The sequence below is a fragment of the Sodalis sp. RH15 genome, assembly GCF_047324255.1.
GTDB lineage: Bacteria > Pseudomonadota > Gammaproteobacteria > Enterobacterales > Enterobacteriaceae > Acerihabitans > Acerihabitans ligni.
Genome location: NZ_CP178738.1, coordinates 4,672,174 through 4,698,055, shown reverse-complemented (window position 1 = coordinate 4,698,055; position 25,882 = coordinate 4,672,174). Strand labels below are relative to the sequence as shown.

Sequence of the window (25,882 nt, the reverse complement as noted above, 5' to 3'; positions counted from 1 at the left end):
AAATACCCGGCCGAAGCCGGGATACAAACATCATTTATGTGGGAAGTTGTAGTGTTCCGGAAGCTCGTAATTTTCGGGTATATCGGGCCAAATTGATGAACTGCGTAGCAAATCAGCATCATCTTTAAAATCCTCAAAAAAGTTAGATAAATTCATTGCGTATACCCTAATGTAAACCAAAGCAACTTTTGCAGCAACTTTATCGTCAGCATCTTCGGCTTTATCTAACAAAATAACTGCATCTTGAAGCTTAGCCATGTTGTTTTCAAATCTTTTATCGAGATCAGCATTATGATCAAAAGACAAATCTTTTTCATTGTTTGAATATGCATCTTGTAAAATTCCAATGAATCTCATCTTCAGTCTTGAAAAAATATTGCTCTCTTTCATTTTGGTAATATCCTTCCTTCAGCAATTGCTTTATCTGTCTTAGTCTTATTAATGCTACCATCCAAATCTAGAACGCAGTTAATTTTATTATTTTTATCGAATACTTCGATATGGTTGTTATGTTTAGCATCCAAGTAGAACTGCCTTCCTTTGGTGAGATAATCATTAATATCATTAGTGACTACATAAACAGTTTGCCCCTGAAAGATTTTGCTGGTTTTTTGTGAATTATTCTTCGCGTGCTCGCCAAAACCGGTTTGTTTAAAAAACTCACCCATATTGCCCACAGCGCCTTGATTAGGCCGGTAGCTTTCTTTCCTGCCGCTCAGCATAACATAGATCGGCTTGTCACCGGTTTCAAGCGGCGGAACCACAATCAGATCGCCATCAAAACCGGGCAAAGTCGTCACTTTAGGCAAAGCAATGTTGACTCAGGGTATGTTTGTCGGCAGTCTGAGCCTCCGATAATGACCCCGGCCATCAATCAGTGAAATCCGTGGCTTGCGAAGCGCCCTTCCAGGCCGCAAGATCCCCGCTGACGGCCTTCAGTTTTTCCTCGGCCAGTTCATTGGCTCTCTGACCCGCGAACAGATGAACAGGAGGTTGTGCCGCACCGGCCGCTTGTATGATGAGCAACGCCAGTTTTTCCGGGTCGCCCACCTGCTTGCCATCCAGCCCATTCAGGTGCAAATCCAGCGATGCCCGTGCGGCGGCGTAGTCGGCAATATAGTGATGAGGTACCTGATAGGTACCAGGCATATCACATCTATATAAAGCGTTGGATAATTACAAAGTGTCGTCTTTCATATAATCAAAGAAATCCGCAAGCCTCATGGCAAATTGTAATAGTGGGATAACGACAAAATCGCCTGGTAATTATACCGTCAGTATCCCCTGGTAATCACACTAATACATGTTACTCGTTAAAATTGTAGTGCTCTGGAATTTTATAATCTTCCGGAATTTCTATCCATTTTGGTTTGTTTAAGATTGATTCGATATCGTTCACTATAGCATTGAAGAAATCAGCAAGCCCCATTGATTGGGATCTTAAAATAAGCAATGCAGTTTGTGTTGCCAGTTCATCTTTCTCGCTACGGGCATTATCTAAGAAGTTGATAGCTTGATTCAGCAAATTTAACCTCGTCTGAAATTTTTCATCCATGTTTCTTTTATAGTTGATAGCTAAATCGTCAGATTCAGACAAATCGCCTAATTTTTCTATTAATATTTCGGAAAATATATTTTTCATTTTCTCAAATTTAAGTTTGTCATTCATTTTGGCAATCTCCGTCCTTCTTTTTGAGCTTCAAAAGTCTTACGCGTATTAATAGAGCCGTCAAGATTTAGTACTAGTTTTATTTTTCTATTACTATCAAATAATTCAAGATGATTTTTGTGTGCTCCATCGAGGTAAAATATATCCCCATCCGCTATATGTGATCCAATATCTTTGTTTGCTTTGTAGATGTTTTGTCCTTGGTACTGTTGATTAGTCTTGACTGAAAATTCTTTAACTTGACTACCAAAGCCCTGCTGCGTAAAAAACTCACCCATATTGCCCACAGCGCCTTGATTAGGTCGGTAGCTTTCTTTCCTGCCGCTCAACATAACATAGATCGGCTTGTCAGCGGTTTCAAGCGGCGGAACCACAATCAGATCGCCATCAAAACCGGGCAAAGTCGTCACTGTAGGCAAAGCAATGGGCTGTGCATTATTACCGGTATGGATAACAGGCTTAGGGCCAATCTCTGGTGTGATTATGGCCCCCAGGCCTGTGCTGCCCGGAGCTTTCGCCGGCGTCACTAAAATGGTGCTGGCCGGTAACGCGTCCGTACCAGGCAGAGTGCATTGATAATTACCTTTACCGTCAGGTATGCCTGTAACGACGCGAACGGGCGTGGGTTGTTCAGTCCTAATCAGTTCAATGGCTATCTGGCTGTTTGTTAAAACCAGACGGCCTCTGATGGGGACATCAATGGTGTTATGTTCCAGAGCAGCTAGGCGTAAACGCTCTTCTGATGGCATGTTGAGCATTGCGGCCGGTAGCGTCTTGACGAAATGTTTTTCGCCGGACACATTATCGCTTCCCACTCCCGCCTCCTTGGGATAAAGCCCAGCAATAATGATGGCGGCGTGCGGGCCCGCTTTTGAAGATGAGGCAATCGCGCCCAGTTCAGCCAGGGCAGCCGTAATTCTCGCCAATAGACCTTCAGCAGCGGGCGCCGTAGAGGCCAAACCTGCTGCGGCAGCCATAACTGCTGCTTGGCTGGGACTGGGAAGAGTTTCATAGGTCTGAATGTTTTCTTGATTCAATTGCCTCGCAGCAATGAGCTCTTTGGCCACTTTGGCCGCATCATCGGCTTTTCTCTGCGCTTCAATGGCCTCATTTGCCCGTCGCTTGGCTTCGGCGGCCTCATCCGCTTTCCTTTGGGCTTCCTCTCGCTCTCTTGCCGCTGCCGCTTCTTGAGCTAATTTTTGTTGCTCCGCTTCCCGATTTTTTGCTTCTTCTTGTTCTCGAAGTCTTGCCTCTTCTTGGGCCTGACGTTGCATGTTTTCCTGCTGTCTTGCTGCTTCTTCCGCCCTCATTCTGGCGTTGGCTTCTTGAACGTCGGCTTGCGTTTTAGCTTTCATGTCAGCCAATTTTTTTTGCTGTTCCGCCCTGGCCTGTTCCATTCTTCGGTTGGTTTCTTCGTTTCGTTTTTTTTGTTGCTCGGCCTGTTTTTTTTGTAGGTCAGTTATTTGGTCACGAATCTTTTGATTAGATTGCTGAAGATTGTTATTGAGATTACTTAATGATGTATTTAATTTTCCTACGGCTCGCGGACTTGGGCCTCCCAATCCAGCATTGGATGCCCCCGTTAAATGACTTATTGGCCCATAAGGGGTCTGAGTGATTGATCTGCCATTTCCTTGGTATGTGGTCTTCCCAGTTGAGTGTATCGGCTTGATAGGCATATTCTTTCCCTAGATTAATTGATGAAAGTGAAAATTTTATGTGCTATTTATTTTATTTGACGGAATGACCTAACCATTTCCAGAAGCATGTCAAATCAAAAATAAACCGCTATAAGTAATTAATCATAGGGACGTTCAAAAATGCTTAAACAAATAGTCTGAAGAGGGAGGATGATAAACGGATATTTAACACTGGCTAATGGGATAATAATCGATTCTATAATAATGAATTTTCGATACATTTAATTATTGACATGCTGCGGTTGTGGATATTATTTTTATTTACAGTATTTATTTCTGGATGGCAACCATCGCAGCGGCCTTTTTTTGTGCCTTGCTGATGCGTTTTGGCCTTCTTGAGTGACTATAGGGATATTCGCAAAAGAGAAACTCTAAACAAAACTAGCATAAATGAAGTTATTTGTAGATTTAATTGTCTGGTTATTGTTGGTTAGATATTTATTAATGCTTTACCTATTCCTTCTTTAATGACATCTCATTCGTTTAATTTCGAACGCTCAGTGAGTATTCTTCCATGTCAATAGCAACAGGAGTAATCATTCAAACCTCCAATCAAGATATTCTGGTATCAATTAACAATGATGGGATTTGATAGTCAGATAAATAATGACGAGAACCCATTACGACATTTATGATGATTTAGCGGCAATCGTTGCTGCTGCATCAGCGCACATTGCGCCAATATACATCTCTTCCATGGAAGTAATGAGCCGGCGCCTTACGGCGCCGGCTGAGTTAGAGGATAAAGTGCCTGCCTCATCTTATTGACTCAGGGTATGTTTGTCGGCAGTCTGAGCCTCCGATAATGATTCCGGTCATCAATCAGTGAAATCCGTGGCTTGCGAAGCGCCCTTCCAGGCCGCAAGATCCCCGCTGACGGCCTTTAATTTCTCTTCGGCCAGCTCATTGGCTATCTGACCCGCGAACAGGTGAACAGGGGGTTGCGCTGTGTTGGCCGCTTGTATGATGAGCAACGCCAGTTTTTCCGGGTCGCCCGCCTGCTTGCCATCCAGCCCGTTCAGGTGCAATTCCAGCGATGCCTGGGCGGCGGCGTAGTCGGCAATGGCGTGCTGAGCCACCACCAGGCTTTCCCGCGACAGGAATCCGGTGCGCACCGGGCCGGGATACACAATGGTCGCTTTGATACCCAGTTCAGCCACTTCCGCCGCCAGGGTTTCGGTCAGCCCGGCCAGCGCGAACTTGGTGGCGACATAACTGCCCCAGCCCGCATAGCCGCCCTGGAACCCCGCGATAGACGCCACGTTGAAGATGTGTCCGCTGCGCTGCTTGCGTAACTGCGGCAATGCGTGGCGAAGCACATGCAGCGGCGCGAACACATTAACGTCGAAATTACGGCGTAGTTCCGCATCCGTCAGGGCTTCAATCGTACCTTGCTGACCGTAACCCGCATTATTCACCACCACGTCTATGCTGCCGAATACTCCGATGATTTTTTCCATAGCCGCTTGCACGCCGGGCTCGGACACCAGATCAACCTCAAGGGCGAGGAAGCGGTCGCTATCCGCCCCCAGCGCCTGGCGCAAACTCTCCATGGTGCGCGAGGTGGCGGCAACCGCATCACCCCGCGCCAGTACCTGACGCGCCAGCGACAAACCAATGCCGCGAGCCGCGCCGGTAATCAGCCAGGTTTTATTGCTCATGTCTTATCTCCTCTGAAACAGGCTGAAAAATGAAAATCTCGTTAACGCCACCATGCTAAACAGCGCGGGGCAGGTAAAATAGGCGTATTCTTATCCTATGATTGCCTGTTTCTATTCAAAGGATTCACTTTCCAGGGGATAAACAGCAATGCGATTGCTTGATTGTAACTGGCAATAAAGAGAGGAGATGCCGGATGTTCGATGAGATGGTGTCACTGATTGGCGGCCTTGCCCCGAACGAGGGCTATACCCGCTCATTGCTGGAGGATGTGCGTTTCATGCGCTCCAACCGCCCCCTGGGCCGCACGCCGGTGATCTATGAACCGAGCATTGTGATTGTCTGCCAGGGCCATAAGCGCGGCTACCTGGCGGACAAGGTATATTTTTACGACAAGCAGCATTATCTGGTGCTCTCGGTACCGCTGCCGTTTTCCACGGAAACGGAAGCCAGCCCGCAGGAGCCTTTGCTGGCGGTAACGGTATCGCTGGACAGGACGGTGTTATCGGAACTGGTGATGTTGCTGGACAGTCCGGATTCGCCGCCCCACGCCGCACCCGAAGGTATCATATCAACGCCCCTTGATGCCTCGCTGGCGGATACGACATTACGCCTGCTGCGGGCGTTGTCCTCGCCGCAAGAGGCAAAGATCCTCGGTCCGCAGCTGGTGCGTGAGCTGTATTACCGTGCGCTGGTGGGGGAGCGCGGCGGTGCGATAAGGGCCGCGCTGGCAAATCACGGGCATTTTGCCAATATTTCCAGAGTGTTGCAGCGCATTCATCTGGATTTTCCGCAGCCTTTGCCTATTGGCGCCCTGGCAAGCGACGCCGGCCTGAGCGTGCCCGCTTTCCATAAACACTTCAGAGTCGCGACCGGTACTTCGCCCTTGCAATACATCAAGTCCGTACGCCTGAATCAGGCGCGTTTATTGATGATTCGCGATAATTTGACGGCCGCTTCGGCGGCGTTCAGGGTGGGTTATGAAAGTCCCTCGCAATTTAATCGCGAGTTTCGGCGTTTCTTTGGCCGTAGTCCGGGAGAAGAGGCGCGAGAAATGAAAGCGGCATTTTCCTTATTGCCGCCGGTATAGAGTTTGGCTCCTAACCCGCTGACCAGGGCGCCAATAAACATATCGGCATAAGCTCACATGCATACCTATTGGACGAGATCCCCAGGCAGCGTTCGTTCTCATTTCCAGATGAAAACGCCGCAACAGCTTTCAGGCATGCGCGTCCTGGATCGAAACTGCTTTGTTTCTCTTGGCCGGTCGCGTGATCCACACCAGGGGGATGATGAGTATGAAGATACCGGCCGAGAGATAAAAGATATCGTTTAGCCCTAACATGGCGGCCTGGGCGCTGAGGGTGACATCGAATAGCGCCTGGGCCGACTGGGTATCTGAATGCAGCAGCGCTTTGAGCGCATCGATCTGCTGATTGAATACCGGATTGTAAATGCTCGCCTGCTCGGTGAGTCGGGCGTGATGCAGGATCGTGCGGTTGTTCCACTCGTTGCCGGCCAGCGACGTGCCGACCGCGCCGCAAAACACCCGCGCGAAGTTGGAGAGTCCCGCTGCGGCGGGTAATCGCTCGGCGGGTTGGCCGGACAGAATGATCGATGTCAGCGCCAGGAAAAACATCGGCATCGGGATGCCTTGCAGCAGCGTGGGCAAAACCAGATGCCAGGTGTCGATTTCGGTGAGATATTGCGAGCGCAGCAGGAAGACGAACGCAAAGCCGATAAAGCCAAGGGTGGCAACGGTGCGGGCGTCGGTGCGCGGCAACACGCGGCCCATGATGGGCGACATGATGACGGCGAAAAAGCCAAGCGGTGCGGTAACCAGTCCCGCATCAACGGAACGGTAGTTGAGGTATTCCTGCATCCATTGCGGCAGCAGCACGAGATTGCCGAAAAATACCCCGTAACCCACCGAAATTGCGATGGTGCCGCCAAGGAAGTTGCGCTGTCCGAACAGCCTGAGATCGATAATCGGATGCTCCTCGGTCAACTCCCATACCATGAAGAATGCGAAGCTCACCAAGGCGGTAATGCCAAGGGCAACGATAAGGGGCGATGAAAACCAATCCAGATCTTTGCCTTTATCAAGCACAACCTGCAACGAGGCGACCCAGGTTATCAGCAGGCTGAGACCCACCACATCGATTGGCAGCTTTCTGGTGGCCGTTTCGCGGTCTCGGTAGATTATCCAGGTGACGCCCGCCGCGAAGAGTCCGATGGGAATGTTGATGAAGAAAATCCACGACCAGCTGTAGCTGTCCGTGATCCAGCCCCCCAGCAAGGGGCCGGCGATGGGGCCCACGGTGGCCGTCATCCCCCAGAGGGAAATCGCCATCGCGGACTTGTGTTTGGGATACGAACCCAGCAAAATCGCCTGCGACAGCGGAATCAGCGGGCCGGCCATAACGCCCTGCAGGACGCGCGCGGTGAGGAGCACCGGCATGGTGGGAGAAATACCGCACAGCCACGACGCCACGATAAACAATAAGATCGCGCCAACGAACAGCTTGACCTGACCGATACGCTGCGTGAGCCACCCGGTGAGCGGGATGGATACCGCATTCGCCGCGGCGAACACCGTGATGACCCAGGTGCCTTCGTCCACCGATACGCCAAGGTTGCCCGAAATGTTCGGAATGGCCACATTGGCAATGGACGAGTCGAGCACGGTCATGAACGTTGCGAGCGCTACCGCGATGGAGGCGAGGATCAGCTGGCCGCCATGCAGCGGGGGGGGAAAAGCCTTGGTTGGATTCATGACGAAAACCTTTTGATATTTTCAAAAAAGTATGGCTTTTATAGCAGGCGGCATAAATGTCATAATTCCGTCGTTTTAAGACAACGAGAGCGTGAGATGGCTGTTCAGAAAGTCGGTTTTGTTTTGTATCCGGGGTTCACGCCATTACAGCTCGCAGTGGCGGGTGCCTTCGATATCGCCAATCAGCTGGCGGGCGAGAAGCTGTATGAGACCCGGATGATGTCCGAACGAGGCGGTCTGTTGCGAGGCCCGGTCGGCGTGTGGGTGGAGACGGAACCCTTTTCCGACGATTATTTCGACCTGCTGGTAGTGGGTGGCGGCGCTGTGCAGCCGGACTCTGCGGTGATTGAGTTCCTGCGCACCGCACGCCAGAGAAGCAGAAGAATCGCCGGCGTGTGCACCGGTACCTTCGCGCTGGCCGCCGCCGGTCTGCTGGACGGTCTCAGGGTGACCACGCATTGGAAAATCGCCAGAAAGCTCCAGGAGCAATTCCCATTGGTCCATGTGGAGGAAAATCGAATTTTTATCGTGGACGGTTCTATCTGGACATGTGCGGGAAGCACGGCGGGTCTTGATCTTGCGCTGGCGTTGATTGAGGACGACTTCGGTATCGAGACGGCCCGTGCCATCGCCCGTCACTTTGTTATGTACCATCGCCGGAGCGGAGGACAATCGCAATATTCCACCCTGCTTGAGCTGGAACCCAAGTCGGATCGATTGCAGAAAGTGATCACCTACGTTCGCCGTAATTTGGGCAAGCGCCTGGGTGTGGAGGAGCTGGCGGCAGTGGCCAATCTCAGCCCCCGGCAATTCAGCCGTTCATTTCAAACTGAAACCGGTCAATCGCCGGCGAAGGCGGTGGAAAATATCCGGTTGGAGGCCGCACGGAACCTAATGGAAGACAGTACCCATTCCATTAGCGCTATCGCGCAGCAAACGGGATTTGGCGATTCAGACAGAATGCGCCGCGCCTTTATCAGGGCCTTTGGCCAGTCGCCCGCGATCATGCGGCGTGCCGCGGGGCGCCTTGCCGATATCAGCGTCGAGCCTTGAAGGCCTTTTTAGTGAAATAGCCGGAATGTTTACCGCTGATGATCCGGGTAACTTCAAAACACAGTGGCACCGATTCACACCGGATTCTCCGTTGCAGTCACTTTTGAAGACTATACCCATGTCGCTTTCAAGGTCGGCTCCCTTGAGGAGGCAATAAGGGGCAATGACCTCATCCTTGGTCCTTATATCGAGTAAACAATCGATTGTCCGGCTGCCGCTGCTGATGTGTTTGGCAGATTGCAAAGGCTACGGTATAGGGCGCGCTTGAGCTTAATGAATTCCGCCAGGGGCATTTCTGGCGGAATATCGCTGTTACCTACACTCAGCAGGCATCAGGGCATTAACATCCTGAACCAGTTTTGGCATGGTGTCAGCCGCATTGTCTCGAGCCGTCACTAACGCTTCGGTGTGGTCTTTAATCACTTCAATTATTTTTAGCGAGTTTTCACCCGGAAACGATGCCCATTCGCCTAATACCGGCACCTGCTTCAGGCTGGTGGTATGGTTCGGATGGGACGCGTAAAAGTTGCCGAGCAGGTCTGCTTTCTCAACGGCTATTTTGTTTCCGGGCATATAACCTGTCAGGTTGGCCATTGCGGTCTGGCCTTCAGGACCGGTGACGAATTTAACATACTCCCATGCCGCGGCCTGACGTTTGGTATCGGTAGAAAGCACCATGGCAACGTTTCCGCCCGCCGGTAACCGACCTTGCGCAGCGGCCAGCGGGAAGGGCATCGTTTTAAAGCCGAACGTTCCGTTGATCTGCTTTTCAGCGGCGGCGACATAGGACGTTGAATCCGCCATGATGCCTATCGTACCCGAAACAAATGACTGGCGAGCCTGTCCGAGCGCCAGGTTAGGCATGCCTGACTTTCCAAACGACTCAAGCGTTTGCAGCGCCCATTTACCCGCATCACTGTTAAAGCCGATTTTGCAGCTATCAGGTTGCAGCATGTGTCCGCCTTTACTGGTTATCAGCGTCTGAAACAGCCAGTTGCCGGTCTGCTCCCACTGGTAATAAAGGCCTGTTACCGGCGATTTCGAATGGCTCTCAATCGCTTTACCGAGTTTGATCAAGTCAGGCCAGGTGCCCGGTAACCGATCTGGATTGCCGCCCGCCGCTTTTACCAGATCGGTATTGACGTAAAGAACCGGTGTGGAAACCGCAAAAGGCAAACCGTATTGCTTGCCTTTCCAGGTCCCAAGCTTAGCCAGCGTCGGGTAATAACCTAATTTATCCAGGCCACCCTCTTTCTTGATGTATGTATCCAGAGGCGCCCCAATACCACGGTCAACAAACAATCCGATTTGGTTGATTCCGTTGAAAGCAACATCCGGCATGCTATGGGTGATTTGCCCGCGCAAAATTTCCTGCGCAGCTTCTTCATATCCTTTTACCGGATTACGAAACTTTATTTCAATATCAGGATGCGTCTGGGTAAAGCGTTTTGCTAATTCCTTCTGTAGGGAATTGAACGTCCCCGGGGTGGTATACAGCACATCAAGCGTTATTTTATCGTCTGCATGGGCTGCCGTAATGCCAGACAAAATAATCGCGCCGGATAAAATGCGGCTGCACACTGAAGCCTGTAAAGACATGGTATTCTCCTGGAGTCATTAAAATAAAAGCTTATTTATTTGCCGATGTTGTCATGCCATCAATAAAACGACGCTGTGCCGCAAGGAAAACGAAAATCAACGGAATAACAATAATTACCGTCCCCGCCATCAGTGCTCCCAGTGACTGACCGGATTCATCATCCCGGAATAATAAGATGCCCAATGCCGGTGTCGAGATTGCCTGGTCGCGAACCGCAATCATGGGCCAGAACAGATCGTTCCAGTGCGCAACCAACGAAAAAATGCCGAATGAGGCGATAGCCGGCGTGCTCATCGGCATGATAATGCGCCAGATAATGGAGAACTCGCTCAGGCCGTCCAGCCGCGCCGCCTGAAGAATCTCTTCGGGGATTTTGCGAAAGAACTGACGCAGCAAAAAGATGCCGAAGGCCGAAATCATCCACGGCAGAATCAGCGATGCATAGGTATTGAGGATGCCAAACACATACAGCATTAAAAAGTGAGGGATCGCCAGGGCCTGCGGCGGCACCAGTAAACCAACCAGCACGGCGGAAAACAGGGTATCCCGGCCGCGAAATCGCAGTTTTGCCAGCGCATAAGCGCAGGGCACGCACACGATAAGCTGGATCAGGAAAATCAACGCGCAGACAAAGACGCCATTGGCGAGAAACCGCAACATCGGTACAGAAGTCAACGCCGCACGGTAGTTCTCAAGTCCGAAAAAGTGCGTTGGCCACAATTGGAAATCGGCCGCGAAAATCTCCTGCTGAGGCTTCAGGGACAGGCTTACCATCCAGATAAAGGGGAGCAGGGTAAACAAGGCGGTACACAGCAGAATCACATGCCGCAACACCAGCTTCGGCGAAAGAGACAATGAGGAAAATTTAATCATGAGTAATGTACCCGCCGCTCAAGGATTTTCGACTGGCCGAGAGTGAGACAGACAACAATCAGTAGATAAACCACGGTAAGCGCCGCGCCGTAGCCGGTTCTCAGGTAGTCAAAACTTTCGGTATAGAGCCGGTGCAGCAGGACTTCCGTGGCATAATTCGGTCCGCCCTGAGTGAGAACACTGACGCTGTCGAACACTTCAAAAGCCCGGCATGCGGTCATTATGCTGACGAAGATCATCACGGGTCCGAGCATAGGAAAGGTGACGGTACGAAGCCTATCGACAATGCCGTCGGCCCCATCAATGGCGGCAGCGTGATAGAGATCCTCTGGAATAGACTTCAGTCCGGAAACAAACAGCACCATGGCGAAGCCAAAGTTTTGCCAGATGCCAATGACGGCAATCACCAGCAGAGCCGTATCTTCATCTCGTAACCAGTTAGGGCCGGTAATACCGAATACCGACAACACGCGATTCACCAGGCCAATGGTGGGATGAAGCATTGACCCCCAGACGATGGCCATTGCCGACATCGTCGACATCACCGGAAGAAAGTGAATCGCACGATAAAAGCCGCGCAGGCTGGGGCTGGACTCGATTAACAGCGCGACGGTCAGGCCCAGAATCAAGGTTCCCGGTACTACGATGGCCACATACAGCAACGTATTTTTCAGCGCCGTCCAGAACACCGGGTCGGAGAATAACGTGTTGAAATTTTCCAGGCCAATAAACCGGAGCGCCGATGTGCCAAACTGCCAGTCGGTCAGTGAGACGGCTATCACCACCAGCGCCGGAACGAACAGCAGCACAATCAGTAACAAGGCGGCGGGAAATACCGACAGGTAAGCGAAGTGCCGCTGAGCCTGCACCAGCGACTTTTTCGGTGCCTGCCGGTTTGCCCTGGCTGTCACAACGTGTAATTCGCTCATACCGCGATCCGCTCCTTTTCCGTCAGCCGCTTGCCATCGGTATCAAAAACCAGAATCTGGCGCGGATCGAGCATGATGCCCACGGCGTTACCCGGCGAGAGGCGAGGCGAATGCGGGTCACGGCGCACGATAATCCTGCCCGCGCCGTTGATATCGACATGAATGAAAATATCCGCACCGAAGTTCTCAACATTGCTGACCACGCCTTCCAGCACGCCGGTTCCGCTGGTTACAATGGACGCTGATTCAGGTCGAAAGCCAATGCGGTGTGCGCAGGCAAAGCCGTACCTTGCGGCTCCCGGCATAGCGTCAACGGCCAGAATATTAATCTTCGGGCTGCCAATCAGTTCAGCAACCCGGATTTCAGCCGGATTACGATACAGCTCTTCCGGCGGCGCTGTTTGCAGGACATCGCCGCCGACCATGACGGCAACGCGGTCGGACATGGTCATCGCTTCAGCCTGATCGTGCGTTACATAGACAAAAGTCACGCCAAGGCGGCGATGCAACGCCACAATTTCAGCGCGCATTTGCACACGCAGCTTCGCATCAAGGTTGGAAAGCGGTTCATCCATCAGGAATATTTTGGGATGACGAACCATAGCGCGGCCCAGCGCCACGCGCTGGCGCTGTCCACCCGATAACTGCCCCGGTTTACGCTGTAAAAGAGGGTCGATATTCAGCATCTTCGCGACCTGGTTCACTTCACCGGCGATAGCACGCTCGATGCTTTTTCGTGCCGGCAGCAGATAACCCAGCACCGGCAGGCGCTGAATACGACTCAGTCGCTGCATCCTCAGCGGCAGGGCTATATTGTCAAACACCGTGAAGTGGGGATAAAGCGCATAGGACTGGAAAACCATCGCGACATCACGTCCGCTTGGGCGGCGCGCATCAATGTTCTCTCCATCCAGTTCAATACTGCCGCTGTCCTGCGCTTCCAGACCCGCCAGGATGCGCAACAGTGTCGATTTTCCGCAGCCGGAGGGACCGATTAATGTCAGAAACTCACCGTCGCGGATATCCAGCGAGACGCTTTTGAGCACGGCGGTTTCTCCATAGGCTTTACCGATCTGACGAATGTTGACGCTCGCCATTTTTACTCCTCACGACTTTCGTGTTGCAGGGCCTGGCCATCAAATGACGGCAGCGGTTTACCCAGGTGGGTGAAAATGGTGGGGGCAATATCAATCACGCAGCTGGGTGATGTGCGCACGCTATCCGGGGTAAAACCCTGTCCCGCAGCCATCAGGAACGGCATCTGTTCATAAGTGCCCATGCCGCCATGCTGCCCGGCGCCGAGAATATCTGCTTTGTCCCCCGCGCGTCGGGCCGTGAACCCTTTTCCGGCCACGCCGTAGTCATTTGTTTCGTCGGTGCTGCGCATGGAAACGGCGAATTCCGGGCCTGCCTCAAGGGGGATACCCGCCGACGCAAACTCACAGCGCGAGAACACCTGGCCTGCCCAGGCGCGATCGCGCAGGAAGATCTCAATCTCTGACTTCCTGCCGGACACGTCGGGATGCAGGTAAATCAGTACCGAGGTTCCGTTCGACGCCACAACCACATCATCCGATTCCATGCTGTTTTTCAGACCCGCGCTGACCAGCTCAGCTTCAACATCAATGACCCCATCCACGATTTGGTGACCGTGATCCGAGCCCACCAGCAGCAAAATGTCTTGTCGATCGGCCATGGCCTCAACGGCGGCAATTACCCGCCCCGCGTGACTGTCCGCGCTGCGAAGGATGGCCAGATGTTCGGGTGATCCTAATGGCAGATTGTGCTGGGACGCGTCGGGTTCGCCCATCCAGAGAACGCCCACGGCCGGACAATCATGGGCGCTAACCACCCGTGCAATAAACCTGTCGGTCATCATGCTTTCGCCCTCGGTGTCCAGCGCAATGTTGAGCTCGTCAAGCGGAGGAACGGGCTGGCGACCGGGGCCGAATGACCCCGCGCGATGGTAGACGTGACCAAATCCATCCGGATCGTGGGCATAGGCCGCCCCCGGCGAGACATTACTGAAAATCACCACGCCGCCCTCGTCCGCGAGGTGTTCCGCCATCGTCGGAACATGCAAAGAGCGGCCGGTGACGTTGCGCTTGTGCTGGAGAAAATCCGGTTTACCCGCATCATGGCGGACCAGACGGCCGTTTTCAGTCAGCACCATGGTATTTCCCGCCATCCCATGACGGGCCGGCCGGCAGCCGGTAGCGATGCTGGCCGATACCACTCGGGTGCAGCTCGGGAACACGGTACGGTGAGCGGAGAACTGCTCGGCACGGCGGGCAAATGCACACAGATGAGGCGTATTTTCCTCACCGATCAAATCCCGACGTAAACCGTCAAGAATGACAACTATGGCGCGGCGCATCAGATAGCCTCGTTCAGGAGTGCGAAGAAGATGTCAAAGTTGCGCAGCCGGCGCGTCGGATCGGCTTTCACCGGGATTGAGGCAATAAAAGGAACGACCTGTTCGGTGAGGCTGCCATGGGAGCGCAGACGAGCGCCGGAAAGTTGCGACAGATCGTGGTCGGCTTTGCCGGCTCCCAGAGCCACTCCTTTAATCGCAACAACCGCGATGTCGCCTTCACGATCGTCGGCCACTTCGAACATCAGGCAGGCTTCATCCCGTGGCAGCGCCAGTGCGATACCGGGGATATTGCGGACAAAATTCAGCACGTCATGGATGGCGATATCCGGGGCCATGAGATGAATGCGGATAAACCCGCCCAGCGCACCGTGGTGGCGAACGAACGGGTCGGTAATCGGGCAGATCACCCGGCATTTTCCTGCCCCGAATGCTTCGTCCAGCAGATCTGAAAGGTAAACAATACGCGGATTGCCCCCGGCATCAGCCATATCACTCATGCCATGATCGGCAACGATGCCCAACCGCGCGCCAAGCGACAGCATTTTTCCCAGACGCTGGTCGACGGCCACCATAAATTCGAGGGCTTGAGGATCGTTGGGCGCATGTTTGTGCTGTACATAATCGGACAGCGACAGGTAGCAGATGTCCGGCCGGGTAGTTTCCAGCAATGTGATGCCCGCATCCAGCACGAAGAGTGAAAGATCGGCTGAGTACTGGTCTGGCGCGCTTCGGCCGACAAGCGCTTCGACATTGCCTATGCCGTTCTCTGCTTCGGTGGCGTCGTTGGCTTTTTCAGCAGAGAAAGCAATGCCATCCAGGTCCTTGCCCAGCGCCTTGCGCAGTTTATCTTTCGCCGTGATCGCAACAACCTTTGCGCCCGCACGGGAGAATGCCGACAGTAGCGTTGGCGCCCGCACCGGGGAGGAGTCAACCATCATGACGTCTTTGCCCGTTTCGCGGTCAAAATAGAAGTTGCCGGAGACGCCATGCACATTCGGCGATACGCCGCACACGATGGAGACGTTATTGGGATTGGTGAAGGTCGGCATGCTGGCCAATGCCTTACCGGCAAAGCCGCTGTCACGCATTTTGTCCAGATTCGGTATCAGACCGGCCTGGCTCGCGGCGTCGATGTATTGGGGATCGCATCCATCGAAACAAACCACCACAGTCGATTGAACGGGCCACTGATATTCACGGCCATTAACAGTGACGGTTTTTTTATCGCTGTAAATATTATTGCATTCTGACATGGGTATTCTCTCTTATGAAAATCTTGATGGTGGTGAATCTACCATTCATGAATGACACATTTGTGAATCAACGGGAACAAATGTGCTATACTTTCCATATTAGAGACAATACTATGATTATCAGGGAAAAAATTTTGGAAGAAAGTAAAAGCGCTCAGGATGAAAACGCGTTGATTGCGCGGATCTGCTGGCACTACTTCAAAGAGGGTCAGACTCAGGATGTGATTGCGCGCCACCTGAATATCACCCGTAAAAAGGTCAACCGAATCCTGGGTGAAGCGAGAACGTCAGGGTTTGTGCAGATCATTTTGCCCCAGGCTGTTGCTGTGCGCATCGATCTGGAAAACGCCCTTACCGCAAAATTTGGTCTCGGCCGGGTCATCGTTGTCCCGACGCCAATCGAAGGTGATGATGTCAGGGCGATGGTCGGCTCGGCGGCAGGGCAATATATCTCTGAAAATCTGCCGCCATCAGGCACGCTCGGCATAAGCTGGGGAGGCACCATTCATACGGCTGCCCAGAACTTTTTGCCACGACCGGAAGGGGGCGATCGCGTGGTGCTGCTTTGCGGCGGCCTGGCTGAAAGCACCAGAATCAACCCTTATGACAACGCCGCGTCTGTCGCGCGGGCGCTCAATGCAAAATGTTTTTATGTTACCGCACCGATGTTCGCTTCCTCAGAAACGCTACGAGACGCCCTGGTGGCCAGTGAGCCGGTGAGGTCGGTGCTTTCCATGGCAGGCCAGCTGGACATGGCGCTCCTGAGCGCTATCGATCTCTCTGAACAATCCAAAGCTCTGGAATATGGCGTCATCGACGAGCCATCACGCCTTTCGCTGATTGAAGCGGGCGCTGTGGGAGATATTTGCGGTCACTATCTGGATGTCCAGGGAAAAAAAGTAAAGCACCCTTTAGCGCAAAGAGTGATCAATCCCACGATTGAGGATTTGAAAAAAACCGGACAGCTGGTGCTGGCCGCGGGGGGGACCCATAAATACGCTATTATTCTGGCCGCCATCCGTGCCGGGCTTTGTCATGTGCTGATCTGCGATGAAAACGTCGCGAAGGCGCTTTTGGCAGCATGATCTTTATGTTCGCGTTGCTGGCGACCGGTCAAAAGCGTGGCTCCTGGACCGTATGTTTACCCATTCAGCCCGATGAATCGGGCTTTAAAGCTGAAATGATGACGGTCAGGCAATGACTACTTTTAGATCTTTGGGAAAAACGAGATTTTTTATTTTCTGATCAGGATCGGAAGTAAACAGCCAAGATACTTCTTTCCAACCGGCCACTAGCGATGTGGCCCGATTGTTCAATTTATGCCCATCAGCCAGAACGATGGTTTGATTGCTTTGCTTAATCATCTGGCGGGCAATGGCCGCTTCATCCAGATCCTGGTCCATAATTCCCGCGTCCGGACTGACGGCGCCGGCGCCAATGACTGCATAATCAGCATAAAAACTGCTTATAGACTGCAGCGCAATGGAACCTATACATTCCATTTTGGATGTGCCGAATTGTCCACCGATAAGGATCAGATTAGTTGTGCTGTTCTCATGAAAAAGATTCGCGATGATGGGTGAATTGGTAATCACGGTCAGGCCATTGATGGAAACTATCTGGCGGGCAAATTCAAGCGTTGTCGTACCAAAGTCGATAAGTAATGAGTCTCCAGGCTTGATCATCCGGGCCGCTTTGATAGCGATGGCTTTCTTTTCATCCTCAGCGAGTTTTGAGCGTTCTTTAAATTCCAGCTCGAAGCCAAACTGGGCGCTGACAGCGCCTCCATGTACTTTCTTGATGTAGCGCAGCTCTTCGAGTTTGTTGAAATCGCGCCTGATGGTCTCCTGGGAAACATCAAAAAACTCGGCGAGATCGTTAACGAATACCTGTCCATGCTCTGCGAGCTTATCGAGAATGATATTCCTTCTTTCCGCACCGTTTGAATAATCCATCAGTGTCCCGCCTGCATAGTTATGACCTGTGAGAAATACATGACACCGGTGCCTGAACGCACCGATGGTTGAACTATTGAATGGCTTGAAAATAGCAGATTCCTGACACGGAAGAATAGGGGAAGTGTGGCTATTATGTGGTTTTGGCCAAAATCTTTCCTTTTGTGAAAGATATTTGCTGTGTCATCACAAAAACCTATGAGTGCCAACGCGTTTCTGTCAGTTATTGTGATATTTATGTTGATATGGTGTTTTTTATATCAATAAACACATGTAAACAACAAAAACAATACATCCCTTACTGGCAGGAGGTAAGAATGGCGAGTCCGCATTACCCAGCATCAGGAAATCACGGTAACGACAGGAGGCCATAATGCCTAAGCACATCATGACTTTTGATATCGGTACCTCGTCACTTAAAACTGCGTTGATTGATGAATGGGGAAAAGTGGTTGCCGAAGGCGGGGCAAGCTATCCGATAAAACAACCTAAAAACGGCTGGGCAGAACAGGATCCTGAGGTTATTTGGAAGCATATTTGTGAAACCAGTCGGGTGGTGATGCGCAAAAGCTCAGTAGCGAGGGATGATGTTCATGGCGTGGTATTCGTCGCGCCATGGAAAAACATTATCTGTCTGAATAATCAGGGAGAAGTTCTGCGCGACAGTATCATCTGGATGGACAGTCGGGCAGTTGTCCAGGCAGAACGCCTGAATAAATCAGCGGGGACATTCGTCGGGACAGGTCAGGAATACTGGCCGCGGCTCATGTGGTTAAAAGAAAACCAGCCGGAGATCTGGCAACAGTCGAACCATATTGTCGGGTTGAATACCTATTTCAAATACAGAGCTACCGGCAACCTTTTCACCGAGCCTTCAGATGATTTTATCCGTTCAGATAATCCTGAGTTGAACGACTATTATCAGCAGGTCCTCAGGGCTGCCGATCTCATGGATGATCTGGATAAATTTCCACTCTCCCGCAAAGCACAGGAGACGATAGGAGTGCTGACGGTAGCCGCTGCCGACGAACTGGGCCTGCGCGGTGATGTGCCTGTCTTCGGCGGTTTTGGTGACCTTGTGGCGATCACGTGGGGGGTAGGGCGCTCTCAGCTGGATGATGTCCATCTCTATTTTGGGACATCATCCTGGCTGGTCAGCATCATCGGTAAACGTTCTGATCTGGACGCGCCATTGTATTTCTCAATCGATCGTGAAACGCAAGGGGCTGTTTATGCACTGCAGACCGGTTGCCTGGCGCTGGACTGGCTGGCCGATCAGGTTTACAGGGTCGAACGTACCATACTTGAATCGGACATCTATAACCTCATTAGCAAAGAAGCCGGTCAAATAGCGCCTGGTAGCGAAGGTGTCATCGCCGCGCACTGGCTGAACGGTGAGCTTGCCCCGTTCTCCCAAAACGCCAAAGGCTTTTTCCTGAACCTTTCCATCAATCATGACCGGCGTCATATGGCCAGAGCCATGATGGAGAGCATCTGCTTTACGCATCGCCACAACCTTGAGCGGCTTCATGGACTGTCCGGTCGCCTGCAGAATCATATCCGCGTTGTGGGTGGCGGTGCGGTAAATGATGTCTGGATGCAGATGCTTGCTGACATCCTTCAAATCAAGGTGCAAATCCCGGAAGCTCCCCGCTATACAGGAACGATTGGTGCCTACTACTGTGCGGCAATGGGACTGGGCTGGCTCAATGATTTGAATACAATGGCAGACAAGGTGGCCATCCAAAAAGAGTTCATTCCCAATCCTGGCAACAAGGACGTCTACGACAACAACTACCGGGTATATATGAAAATTCATTCAGCGCTTAAAGACATCCACCGTGACTTAAACGGAGAGTATTAATGAAGATCCTTGTTACCGAATTTCGTCAGGAGAGTAACTCTTTCAATCCTGTCCTTTCTTCCCTCGAATTCTGGAGACAGACGGGAGAATACGAAGGAGAGCGGGTGCGAAAGGAGTTTGAAGGCCAACAATGTGCAATCGGCGGCTTCTTCAAAGCGTTGAATGAGAAAGCCCCGCTTGCTGAAGTGGTATGCGGAACGGTGATGGCCTGCCAGAGCGGCGGGGTTGCTGAACAGTCCGTCATGGATCATTACCTGTCAAAACTTATCCCCCAGATTAAAGAAAGCTTACCTCTCGACGGCGTTCTCATATCGTATCATGGTGCGTTAATGACAACGGAATATGATGACCCGGAAGGAGAGATCACCCGGCGAATCAGGGTGATTGTGGGAGATAAAACGGTCATTGCCGTTTCGTCCGATCTTCATGCTTATATCTCTGACACGTTAATCAGCAATACCAACATCATACTGGCATATCTGACATATCCTCACGTTGATTATGTCGAGACGGGGTACCGCACGGCCGCGCTGGCGCTGGATGCCATCTCCGGCAAAAGAAAGCCGGTTACGGCCTGGGTGCCTGTTCCGATGATTGCTCCAGCCGCGGCCTATAACACCCTAAAAGGAGCATTCAAGGAGATTATTGACTACGGCCGGAAGCTGGTGGCTGAGGGCCGGCTCATTGATTTTTCTTTCTATCAAATGCAACCCTGGCTTGATATTCCCAAAGCCAATTCCTCTGTCGTTGTGGTTGCTGACAACCGAGAGCAAGCTGAGAAATACGCCAAGGAACTTGCAAGCTTGCTCTACTCAAAACGCCATGATTTCCGTATTAAGCTGACCTCTGTAAAAGAAGTCATTGAACGAGCGCTCAAAGCAGATACAGCAAAACCGGTCATCCTTGTTGATTCGGCTGACTCCTGCAACGCCGGTGCAACCGGGGACAACATGGCAGTTGCCACTGAAATACTCCAATATGGAGCCGGTTTGCGCTCAGCTGTCGTCGTGAACGCGCCTGACGCAGCGTTGAAAGCTCATCAGATTGGTGTGGGCGGGGAGGCTGAATTCAGTATCGGCGCATCCCGCGATCCCCGTTCAATGTCTGTTACCCGTCAGGCTCGTGTTAAATCGCTGCACGATGGCGTATTCCGACAGGAAGGTCCGGCTGGAAGAGGGGTGGTCCAACGCATAGGCCGCTCAGCGGTGCTGAGCATCGGCAACCTTGATGTTCTGGTGTGTGAATGGATGGCGGGTAACGGCGATCCTCAACTCTACCGCGCGCATGGTATTGAACCAACGCTGTACGATTTGGTGGTTGTAAAAGCTTCAACGTCCTTCAGAGGAGCTTACGAAAAACTGGCCGGTACCATTTGCGAAGCACAGACGCCCGGCGCCGCCAGTTCTGATTTGAAAAGTCTGCCCTTCACCAGGCTGCCAAAAGACAGCATGTACCCCTGGGCGGATATCACCAATCCGCAATGGGAAGTCGCCTTCACTGCCCCACTTTACTAGCCTTCTGCCCCCGACAGACTGCCCCTTACCGGCGGTCTGCCATCTGCGTCATCTTCCCCGCTTGAATTTGGCAATTTCCGGCAGGCCGCTGCGGTCAATCCGCGGATTACCTTTAATCGATTGCATTGCTGAGTCTCATCCCTTCTGCAGAAACAATACATTCGATGCCGGCATCTTGCAGCGCATTATAGAACGCTTTACCCGGCAAACGGTCCGTGACCAACCGATGAATATCTTTCAATGAACAGAGTGTGAACAGGGCCGAGCGGCCTATTTTGCTGTGATCGGCCAGTACCGTAACCTGTTTTGCCTGAGCGATCATCGCACGCGCGATCTCGGCTTCTTCCAGGTCATAGTCCATGACGCCATTTTCATCCATAGCCCCCACGGTAATCACGGCATCCGACACATGAAACATGGAAATTTGCGCTACGGCAAGCGGGCCAAGGTTTTCCGCCGCATCTTCACGATATTGGCCGCCAATCAAGTACACTTTATGGTTTCCGCTGCTTCGCGCCAGTACTTGCGTAATAGAAACCGAGTTGGTGATAATCGTCAATTCCTTGGCATTGACCGCCAATTCACGGGCGAACGCAAGGGTCGTTGTCCCGGTATCAATGAATATTGAATCATTTTTGTGAAATAACGAGGTTGCCGCGAGGGCAATTGCGCGTTTTTCCTGTGCGTTTTCACTCAGGCGCGCGCTGAACTCGCCTTCCTGGAGCGTATTATCCAGTATTGCCGCCCCGCCATGGAATTTGCGAAGTTGCCCTATGTTTGCCAGATCGGTCAGATCGCGCCGGATGGTTTCCTTTGAAGCACTCAAATGCTCAGCCAAAAAGTCCACGGTGAGTTTATGATGTTCACTAAGTAGTTCTATTATCGCCAAGCGCCTTTGCTCTGGTCGCATCACCCTTCATCTCCACGTTGAAAGAGAAACCCGCATGGTTACATAGCGTTATTCACTCTGACTGAACGGCAAAGAGAGTACGCATGGTATAAAAAATGTCAATCAGGCCAGCGGGCCTTGATTGATAAAATGGATGACCAATGGGGCAATTGGCTCATTAATGGATGTTATATCATGCCGGCGCTCTGGTCTTGCGTCACACCGCCTGTTTCCTTTTTTGGCGAATCAGGCTCAGGCCTTGATCGAGGAGAAGAATACAGATGATTATCAGCCCCTTGTATAAGTCGAGGCTCGACGGATCTATTCCCAGAATACGTAGTGCGGCGGTTAAAAGGCTGATTATCAATGCGCCGCATATTACCCCGGCCACCATGCCCCGGCCGCCGAAAAGGCTGGTCCCGCCTATTACCGCCGCGGCTATGGCGTCCAGTAAGAGACTGATGCCGCCGACATTGGGGTTCACAACCGGAATTCGCGCGATAACCACTGTCGCCGTGAAGAAAACAAGTACCGATGAGACCAGGAAAACACACACTTTTTGCCCCCGCACCGAAATTCCCGCCAGTACTGCGCGCTCGGCTGACGAGCCTATGGCATAGGTTTTCAAGCCAAAGGCCGTTCGTTTCGCCAGCCACCAGCACAGTGCTGCGATGATGATAACAAACAGCACGGTGGGCGGGAGAATATAAGCGGACGTAAAGGCGCCAAAACGGCGAAGCAAAGGATTCAATACCAGGATAGTGCCGGTCTTTGCCACCATTAGCGTTGCGCCTTGCAGGATAAGCGTAGTCACCAGCGTAGCGATAAATGAGGGCAGTTTAAGGATAGCGACCATCAATCCGTTTATAAGCCCGAAAAAGAGACAAGAAAATAGTCCGACGGCCAAAGACGGCGCTAATCCATATCCCGAGGACAATAACGTACCCATGGTGACGGCGCTGAATGACACCAGGTTACCCGCGGACAAATCAATTTCACCTACTAGCAGGATCCAGAACATTGCCAGCCCCAATAAAGCAACCGAGGTGGCCTGTAACACGATAATATTCAGGTTGTTAACAGAAACTATCCGGCTGTCGACGCCGCCAAATATCACTAACAGCAACGCCAGCAAAAGCAGGGGGGCGAAATCCAATCCCCATCTGAGCAGTGAACGTTGGTTGATCATGGTTTGACTCCCGGGATTAGACATATTTAAACGCCAATTTCATGACTTGTTCTTCCGTCGCGCCGCGTGGCAGCTGTCCGGCAATGCGTCCTGCGCTTAAAACCACAATTCTGTCCGCGACGCCAAGCGCTTCAGGCAATTCACTTGAAACCATCAATATTCCCATTCCCTGCTGTTTTAACCCGGCAATAAGGCTGTGAATTTCGAATTTTGCTCCGACATCGACGCCATTTGTCGGCTCATCAAGCAGCAGCAGATGAGGTGCGGTCGCCAGCCATTTACCGATCACGATTTTTTGCTGGTTGCCCCCCGAGAGGCTACCCGCCAGGGTCTCGGGGTTGGCCGGACGAACGCCCAACTTGGCGATCATGCTTTTTGCCAGTTCCGCGATATTGCTTCTCGCCAGGATCCCCGCACGGCTGTTATGCCAGATCCAGCGCAGGGCAATGTTATCCTCCAGTGACATGGTGCTGATAAACCCTTCTTTATGGCGATCTTCAGGTACATACGCAACGCCCAGCCGGCTGGCCATCCACGCATTGCCTGACAACAATTCTTTTCCCTGAAGAGAGACTGTTCCGTGATTAAATATCTCCTGCCCGGAGATACATCGCAGTAATTCGGTCCGCCCGCTCCCCATCAAACCGGTCAAGGCAACCAACTCCCCTTGTTTTACTTCCAGATTGATATCCAGCAATAAGCCGCCGGCTGAGAGATTAGTAACCTGGAGCAGTGATTCACCAAGCTCGGCCTTGCTCCAGGGAAAGACGTTGCCGATATCCCGTCCAACCATCATATTGATCAGGGCTGATTCGCTGGTGGCAGGGATTGCGGCTTCTCCTGCATGTTTACCATCGCGTAATACCACCGCCCGGCTGGCCAGCGTGTAAATTTCCTGCATCTTGTGGGAGATATAAAGCACGCTGCAGTTGCGTTTGATTAAACGCTCAATAAGCAGGTAAAGCTGGTCACGCTCCGGGTTGGTCAGGGCACTGGTGGGTTCATCCATCACAATCAACCACGCATCAGCCATCATGGCTTTTGCCACTTCAACCATTTGACACTGGCCGATGGTGAGGTTGGCTACTTTAGCATCCGGGCTGATGCCCAGCTGTAGCTCATCAATCAGCATTTTTGCACGGTTGCGCATTAACTTGCGGTTAAGCGCCACGCCAAAACGCTTAGGAAGATGAGCTTGAGCCAATGCGAGATTTTCCGCTACGCTGAGCTCCGGAATAAGACTGAAATGTTGATGAATAATCGAGATTCCTGCCCGCCGGCTGTCGGCGGGCGAAGCCAGTATGACGTGCTGCCCATCCAGCCACAGGCTCCCCTCTTCGGGTTGATGAATGCCCGAGAGCACTTTAACCAATGTGGATTTACCGGCGCCGTTTTCGCCTACCAGGGCAACCACCTCGCCGCTGCGAAGGTTCATGGATACCTCAGAGAGCGCCTTTACCCCGGGGAAAATTTTTGAAATCCCTTTGAGCTCCAGTACGCGCTGGCCGGTTTCCGGCTCGACGCGCGGAAAGTGGCTACGGGTACCGCGGTCAAACAGTCTGCTCACTTTCCAGCCATGGAAAGCCTCTCGCTGGCTCAACAAAACGGCTATCAGCACGAAGCCGCCGGTGAAAAAATAGTTAACTTGCTGGGACACCTGGAGAAAAGAGAGTCCGGTATTCACAACGCCTAGCAGCAAGGCGCCCAGCGCAGTGCCGAGGATCGACCCTTTCCCGCCGGCCAGACGGGCGCCACCGATAATAGCCGCGGTAATTGCGGAGAATTCCAGTCCGATACCCGCCAGTGGTTGCGCTGATCCGACGCGTCCGGTTGTCAGCAATGCCCCCAAACCGGCACTCGCCCCGGCCAGAACATAAATTAATGTACGTACCTTGCGTACCGGAATCAATGAGGCCTTTGCCGCGTCTTCGTTGCCGCCGGTTGCATATAGCCAGCGGCCGAATATAGTGCGGTTAAGCAGGAATAGCCACAATAATGCCAGCACCACGGCAACGACCAGGCTAACGGGCACCCCCGCTATATCTGTACTGCCAAACCAAAGATAGAGGGGGGAATCAATAGAGATGGATTGAGAGCCGGAAAAGCTGAGTGCGACCCCGCGCGCAAAGGCATACACCGCCAACGTCGTCACGAAAGGACTGATATTGATATAGCTAATCAACACACCGTTCAAAAGGCCGAATACCGCCCCAATCAGAACCACGGCAATGATTGCCATCCAACCCGGCATTCCGGTGGACTGCATAACCAATGCCGCCAAAATTCCGCTGGCGGCAAGGACGCTGCCGACAGAAATATCGATACCCTTGCAGATGATCACGGCAGTCATGGCATATGCCACCGTAGCGATAACGGCGGTCTGTTGCCCGATATTCAATAAATTGGCCGGGGAGAGGTAGTCAGGCGTCGCAACGCCGAATACAGCGACGGAAAAAAGAATAATGGCGAACAGCACCATTTCCTGCTTAATGGTTTTACGTTTTTCTTTCGACTTCATTGCCACGTTCACGCTGTTTTCCGACATGATTTTACTCCCAAAGCCCGGGCCGCAGCGCCGGGCT

Annotated in this window: 22 protein-coding genes; 5 read left to right on the top strand and 17 right to left on the bottom strand. The window is 52.2% G+C overall.

Annotated features, from left to right (window positions below):
• Positions 1-30: 30 nt before the first annotated feature.
• From ACL2XO_RS21320 to ACL2XO_RS21295, 6 genes are all read right to left on the bottom strand, one after another.
• Positions 31-390: a hypothetical protein gene (locus ACL2XO_RS21320; RefSeq protein ID WP_413741475.1), complete on the bottom strand. Its 360-nt coding sequence runs from the start codon at positions 388-390 to the stop codon at positions 31-33.
• Positions 387-809, bottom strand: a complete 423-nt coding sequence (locus ACL2XO_RS21315) for a hypothetical protein (protein WP_413741474.1) — start codon at positions 807-809, stop codon at positions 387-389. The genes ACL2XO_RS21320 and ACL2XO_RS21315 overlap by 4 nt, the downstream gene beginning before the upstream one ends.
• Positions 810-870: 61 nt before the next feature.
• Complete coding sequence (locus ACL2XO_RS21310; protein WP_413741473.1) at positions 871-1,149, bottom strand: hypothetical protein; 279 nt, start codon at positions 1,147-1,149, stop codon at positions 871-873.
• A gap of 157 nt (positions 1,150-1,306) precedes the next feature.
• Positions 1,307-1,669 carry a hypothetical protein gene (locus tag ACL2XO_RS21305; RefSeq protein WP_413741472.1) on the bottom strand — a complete coding sequence of 121 codons (363 nt, stop codon included), beginning with the start codon at positions 1,667-1,669 and terminating at the stop codon, positions 1,307-1,309.
• Positions 1,666-3,348, bottom strand: coding sequence for an S-type pyocin domain-containing protein (locus tag ACL2XO_RS21300; protein ID WP_413741471.1), 1,683 nt, complete (start codon positions 3,346-3,348; stop codon positions 1,666-1,668). The genes ACL2XO_RS21305 and ACL2XO_RS21300 overlap by 4 nt, the downstream gene beginning before the upstream one ends.
• Before the next feature lie 839 nt (positions 3,349-4,187).
• Entirely contained in the window at positions 4,188-5,030 is an 843-nt protein-coding gene (locus ACL2XO_RS21295; protein WP_413725354.1) for an SDR family oxidoreductase, read from the bottom strand.
• A 194-nt stretch (positions 5,031-5,224) separates the two neighbouring features.
• Here ACL2XO_RS21295 and ACL2XO_RS21290 point away from each other — a divergent pair, with 194 nt between their 5' ends.
• Positions 5,225-6,118 (top strand): AraC family transcriptional regulator, encoded by an 894-nt coding sequence (locus ACL2XO_RS21290; protein WP_413741470.1) that lies wholly within the window; start codon positions 5,225-5,227, stop codon positions 6,116-6,118.
• Positions 6,119-6,247: 129 nt separating this feature from the next.
• On the opposite strand, the gene ACL2XO_RS21285 is transcribed toward ACL2XO_RS21290, so the two are convergent.
• Entirely contained in the window at positions 6,248-7,804 is a 1,557-nt protein-coding gene (locus ACL2XO_RS21285) for a DHA2 family efflux MFS transporter permease subunit (protein ID WP_413741469.1), read from the bottom strand.
• 96 nt (positions 7,805-7,900) lie between these two features.
• Here ACL2XO_RS21285 and ACL2XO_RS21280 point away from each other — a divergent pair, with 96 nt between their 5' ends.
• Positions 7,901-8,857 (top strand): GlxA family transcriptional regulator, encoded by a 957-nt coding sequence (locus ACL2XO_RS21280; protein ID WP_413725351.1) that lies wholly within the window; start codon positions 7,901-7,903, stop codon positions 8,855-8,857.
• A gap of 312 nt (positions 8,858-9,169) precedes the next feature.
• On the opposite strand, the gene ACL2XO_RS21275 is transcribed toward ACL2XO_RS21280, so the two are convergent.
• Genes ACL2XO_RS21275 through phnA form a run of 6 tightly spaced genes read right to left on the bottom strand, consistent with a single transcriptional unit; the run spans position 9,170 to position 15,889 of the window.
• Positions 9,170-10,456, bottom strand: coding sequence for an ABC transporter substrate-binding protein (locus ACL2XO_RS21275; protein WP_413741468.1), 1,287 nt, complete (start codon positions 10,454-10,456; stop codon positions 9,170-9,172).
• Between the two features lie 31 nt (positions 10,457-10,487).
• Positions 10,488-11,330 carry a carbohydrate ABC transporter permease gene (locus tag ACL2XO_RS21270; RefSeq protein ID WP_413741467.1) on the bottom strand — a complete coding sequence of 281 codons (843 nt, stop codon included), beginning with the start codon at positions 11,328-11,330 and terminating at the stop codon, positions 10,488-10,490.
• The gene (locus tag ACL2XO_RS21265) at positions 11,327-12,259 is read right to left on the bottom strand and encodes a carbohydrate ABC transporter permease (RefSeq protein ID WP_413741466.1); all 933 of its coding nucleotides are present in this window, start codon (positions 12,257-12,259) and stop codon (positions 11,327-11,329) included. The genes ACL2XO_RS21270 and ACL2XO_RS21265 overlap by 4 nt, the downstream gene beginning before the upstream one ends.
• A complete protein-coding gene (locus ACL2XO_RS21260; RefSeq protein ID WP_413741465.1) occupies positions 12,256-13,356 on the bottom strand; it encodes an ABC transporter ATP-binding protein in 1,101 nt (366 codons plus the stop codon). The genes ACL2XO_RS21265 and ACL2XO_RS21260 overlap by 4 nt, the downstream gene beginning before the upstream one ends.
• 2 nt (positions 13,357-13,358) lie before the next feature.
• Positions 13,359-14,636: an alkaline phosphatase family protein gene (locus tag ACL2XO_RS21255; RefSeq protein WP_413741464.1), complete on the bottom strand. Its 1,278-nt coding sequence runs from the start codon at positions 14,634-14,636 to the stop codon at positions 13,359-13,361.
• Positions 14,636-15,889 (bottom strand): phosphonoacetate hydrolase, encoded by a 1,254-nt coding sequence (gene phnA / locus ACL2XO_RS21250; RefSeq protein ID WP_413741463.1) that lies wholly within the window; start codon positions 15,887-15,889, stop codon positions 14,636-14,638. Before phnA ends, ACL2XO_RS21255 begins: the two co-directional genes overlap by 1 nt.
• A gap of 14 nt (positions 15,890-15,903) precedes the next feature.
• On the opposite strand from phnA, the gene ACL2XO_RS21245 reads away from it, so the two are divergent.
• Positions 15,904-16,974: a sugar-binding transcriptional regulator gene (locus tag ACL2XO_RS21245; protein WP_413741462.1), complete on the top strand. Its 1,071-nt coding sequence runs from the start codon at positions 15,904-15,906 to the stop codon at positions 16,972-16,974.
• 105 nt (positions 16,975-17,079) lie between these two features.
• On the opposite strand, the gene ACL2XO_RS21240 is transcribed toward ACL2XO_RS21245, so the two are convergent.
• On the bottom strand, positions 17,080-17,844 hold the full coding sequence (locus ACL2XO_RS21240) for a DeoR/GlpR family DNA-binding transcription regulator (protein ID WP_413741461.1): 765 nt from the start codon (positions 17,842-17,844) through the stop codon (positions 17,080-17,082).
• A 373-nt stretch (positions 17,845-18,217) separates the two neighbouring features.
• On the opposite strand from ACL2XO_RS21240, the gene ACL2XO_RS21235 reads away from it, so the two are divergent.
• Together ACL2XO_RS21235 and ACL2XO_RS21230 are read left to right on the top strand one after the other, a co-directional pair.
• Complete coding sequence (locus ACL2XO_RS21235; RefSeq protein ID WP_413741460.1) at positions 18,218-19,708, top strand: xylulokinase; 1,491 nt, start codon at positions 18,218-18,220, stop codon at positions 19,706-19,708.
• Complete coding sequence (locus tag ACL2XO_RS21230) at positions 19,708-21,222, top strand: M81 family metallopeptidase (protein WP_413741459.1); 1,515 nt, start codon at positions 19,708-19,710, stop codon at positions 21,220-21,222. Before ACL2XO_RS21235 ends, ACL2XO_RS21230 begins: the two co-directional genes overlap by 1 nt.
• A gap of 112 nt (positions 21,223-21,334) precedes the next feature.
• Here ACL2XO_RS21230 and ACL2XO_RS21225 read toward each other — a convergent pair whose 3' ends face one another.
• The 3 genes from ACL2XO_RS21225 to ACL2XO_RS21215 form a co-directional block, all read right to left on the bottom strand.
• Positions 21,335-22,132, bottom strand: a complete 798-nt coding sequence (locus ACL2XO_RS21225; protein ID WP_132926348.1) for a DeoR/GlpR family DNA-binding transcription regulator — start codon at positions 22,130-22,132, stop codon at positions 21,335-21,337.
• Positions 22,133-22,328: 196 nt separating this feature from the next.
• Positions 22,329-23,300, bottom strand: a complete 972-nt coding sequence (locus tag ACL2XO_RS21220; protein WP_413725341.1) for an ABC transporter permease — start codon at positions 23,298-23,300, stop codon at positions 22,329-22,331.
• Positions 23,301-23,316: 16 nt separating this feature from the next.
• Entirely contained in the window at positions 23,317-25,845 is a 2,529-nt protein-coding gene (locus ACL2XO_RS21215) for an ATP-binding cassette domain-containing protein (protein ID WP_413741458.1), read from the bottom strand.
• Positions 25,846-25,882: the final 37 nt, after the last annotated feature.

Excerpts from the sequence above, each read along its gene's own strand:
- phnA (WP_413741463.1), bottom strand. The coding sequence starts at position 15,889 with ATGTCAGAATGCAATAATATTTACAGCGATAAAAAAACCGTCACTGTT.
- ACL2XO_RS21220 (WP_413725341.1), bottom strand. The coding sequence starts at position 23,300 with ATGATCAACCAACGTTCACTGCTCAGATGGGGATTGGATTTCGCCCCC.
- ACL2XO_RS21270 (WP_413741467.1), bottom strand. The coding sequence starts at position 11,330 with ATGATTAAATTTTCCTCATTGTCTCTTTCGCCGAAGCTGGTGTTGCGG.
- ACL2XO_RS21235 (WP_413741460.1), top strand. The coding sequence starts at position 18,218 with ATGCCTAAGCACATCATGACTTTTGATATCGGTACCTCGTCACTTAAA.
- ACL2XO_RS21215 (WP_413741458.1), bottom strand. The coding sequence starts at position 25,845 with ATGTCGGAAAACAGCGTGAACGTGGCAATGAAGTCGAAAGAAAAACGT.
- ACL2XO_RS21260 (WP_413741465.1), bottom strand. The coding sequence starts at position 13,356 with ATGGCGAGCGTCAACATTCGTCAGATCGGTAAAGCCTATGGAGAAACC.
- ACL2XO_RS21230 (WP_413741459.1), top strand. The coding sequence starts at position 19,708 with ATGAAGATCCTTGTTACCGAATTTCGTCAGGAGAGTAACTCTTTCAAT.
- ACL2XO_RS21245 (WP_413741462.1), top strand. The coding sequence starts at position 15,904 with ATGAAAATCTTGATGGTGGTGAATCTACCATTCATGAATGACACATTT.
- ACL2XO_RS21290 (WP_413741470.1), top strand. The coding sequence starts at position 5,225 with ATGTTCGATGAGATGGTGTCACTGATTGGCGGCCTTGCCCCGAACGAG.
- ACL2XO_RS21310 (WP_413741473.1), bottom strand. The coding sequence starts at position 1,149 with ATGCCTGGTACCTATCAGGTACCTCATCACTATATTGCCGACTACGCC.
- ACL2XO_RS21320 (WP_413741475.1), bottom strand. The coding sequence starts at position 390 with ATGAAAGAGAGCAATATTTTTTCAAGACTGAAGATGAGATTCATTGGA.
- ACL2XO_RS21265 (WP_413741466.1), bottom strand. The coding sequence starts at position 12,259 with ATGAGCGAATTACACGTTGTGACAGCCAGGGCAAACCGGCAGGCACCG.
- ACL2XO_RS21225 (WP_132926348.1), bottom strand. The coding sequence starts at position 22,132 with ATGCGACCAGAGCAAAGGCGCTTGGCGATAATAGAACTACTTAGTGAA.
- ACL2XO_RS21300 (WP_413741471.1), bottom strand. The coding sequence starts at position 3,348 with ATGCCTATCAAGCCGATACACTCAACTGGGAAGACCACATACCAAGGA.
- ACL2XO_RS21280 (WP_413725351.1), top strand. The coding sequence starts at position 7,901 with ATGGCTGTTCAGAAAGTCGGTTTTGTTTTGTATCCGGGGTTCACGCCA.
- ACL2XO_RS21255 (WP_413741464.1), bottom strand. The coding sequence starts at position 14,636 with ATGCGCCGCGCCATAGTTGTCATTCTTGACGGTTTACGTCGGGATTTG.
- ACL2XO_RS21275 (WP_413741468.1), bottom strand. The coding sequence starts at position 10,456 with ATGTCTTTACAGGCTTCAGTGTGCAGCCGCATTTTATCCGGCGCGATT.
- ACL2XO_RS21240 (WP_413741461.1), bottom strand. The coding sequence starts at position 17,844 with ATGGATTATTCAAACGGTGCGGAAAGAAGGAATATCATTCTCGATAAG.
- ACL2XO_RS21295 (WP_413725354.1), bottom strand. The coding sequence starts at position 5,030 with ATGAGCAATAAAACCTGGCTGATTACCGGCGCGGCTCGCGGCATTGGT.
- ACL2XO_RS21305 (WP_413741472.1), bottom strand. The coding sequence starts at position 1,669 with ATGAATGACAAACTTAAATTTGAGAAAATGAAAAATATATTTTCCGAA.
- ACL2XO_RS21285 (WP_413741469.1), bottom strand. The coding sequence starts at position 7,804 with ATGAATCCAACCAAGGCTTTTCCCCCCCCGCTGCATGGCGGCCAGCTG.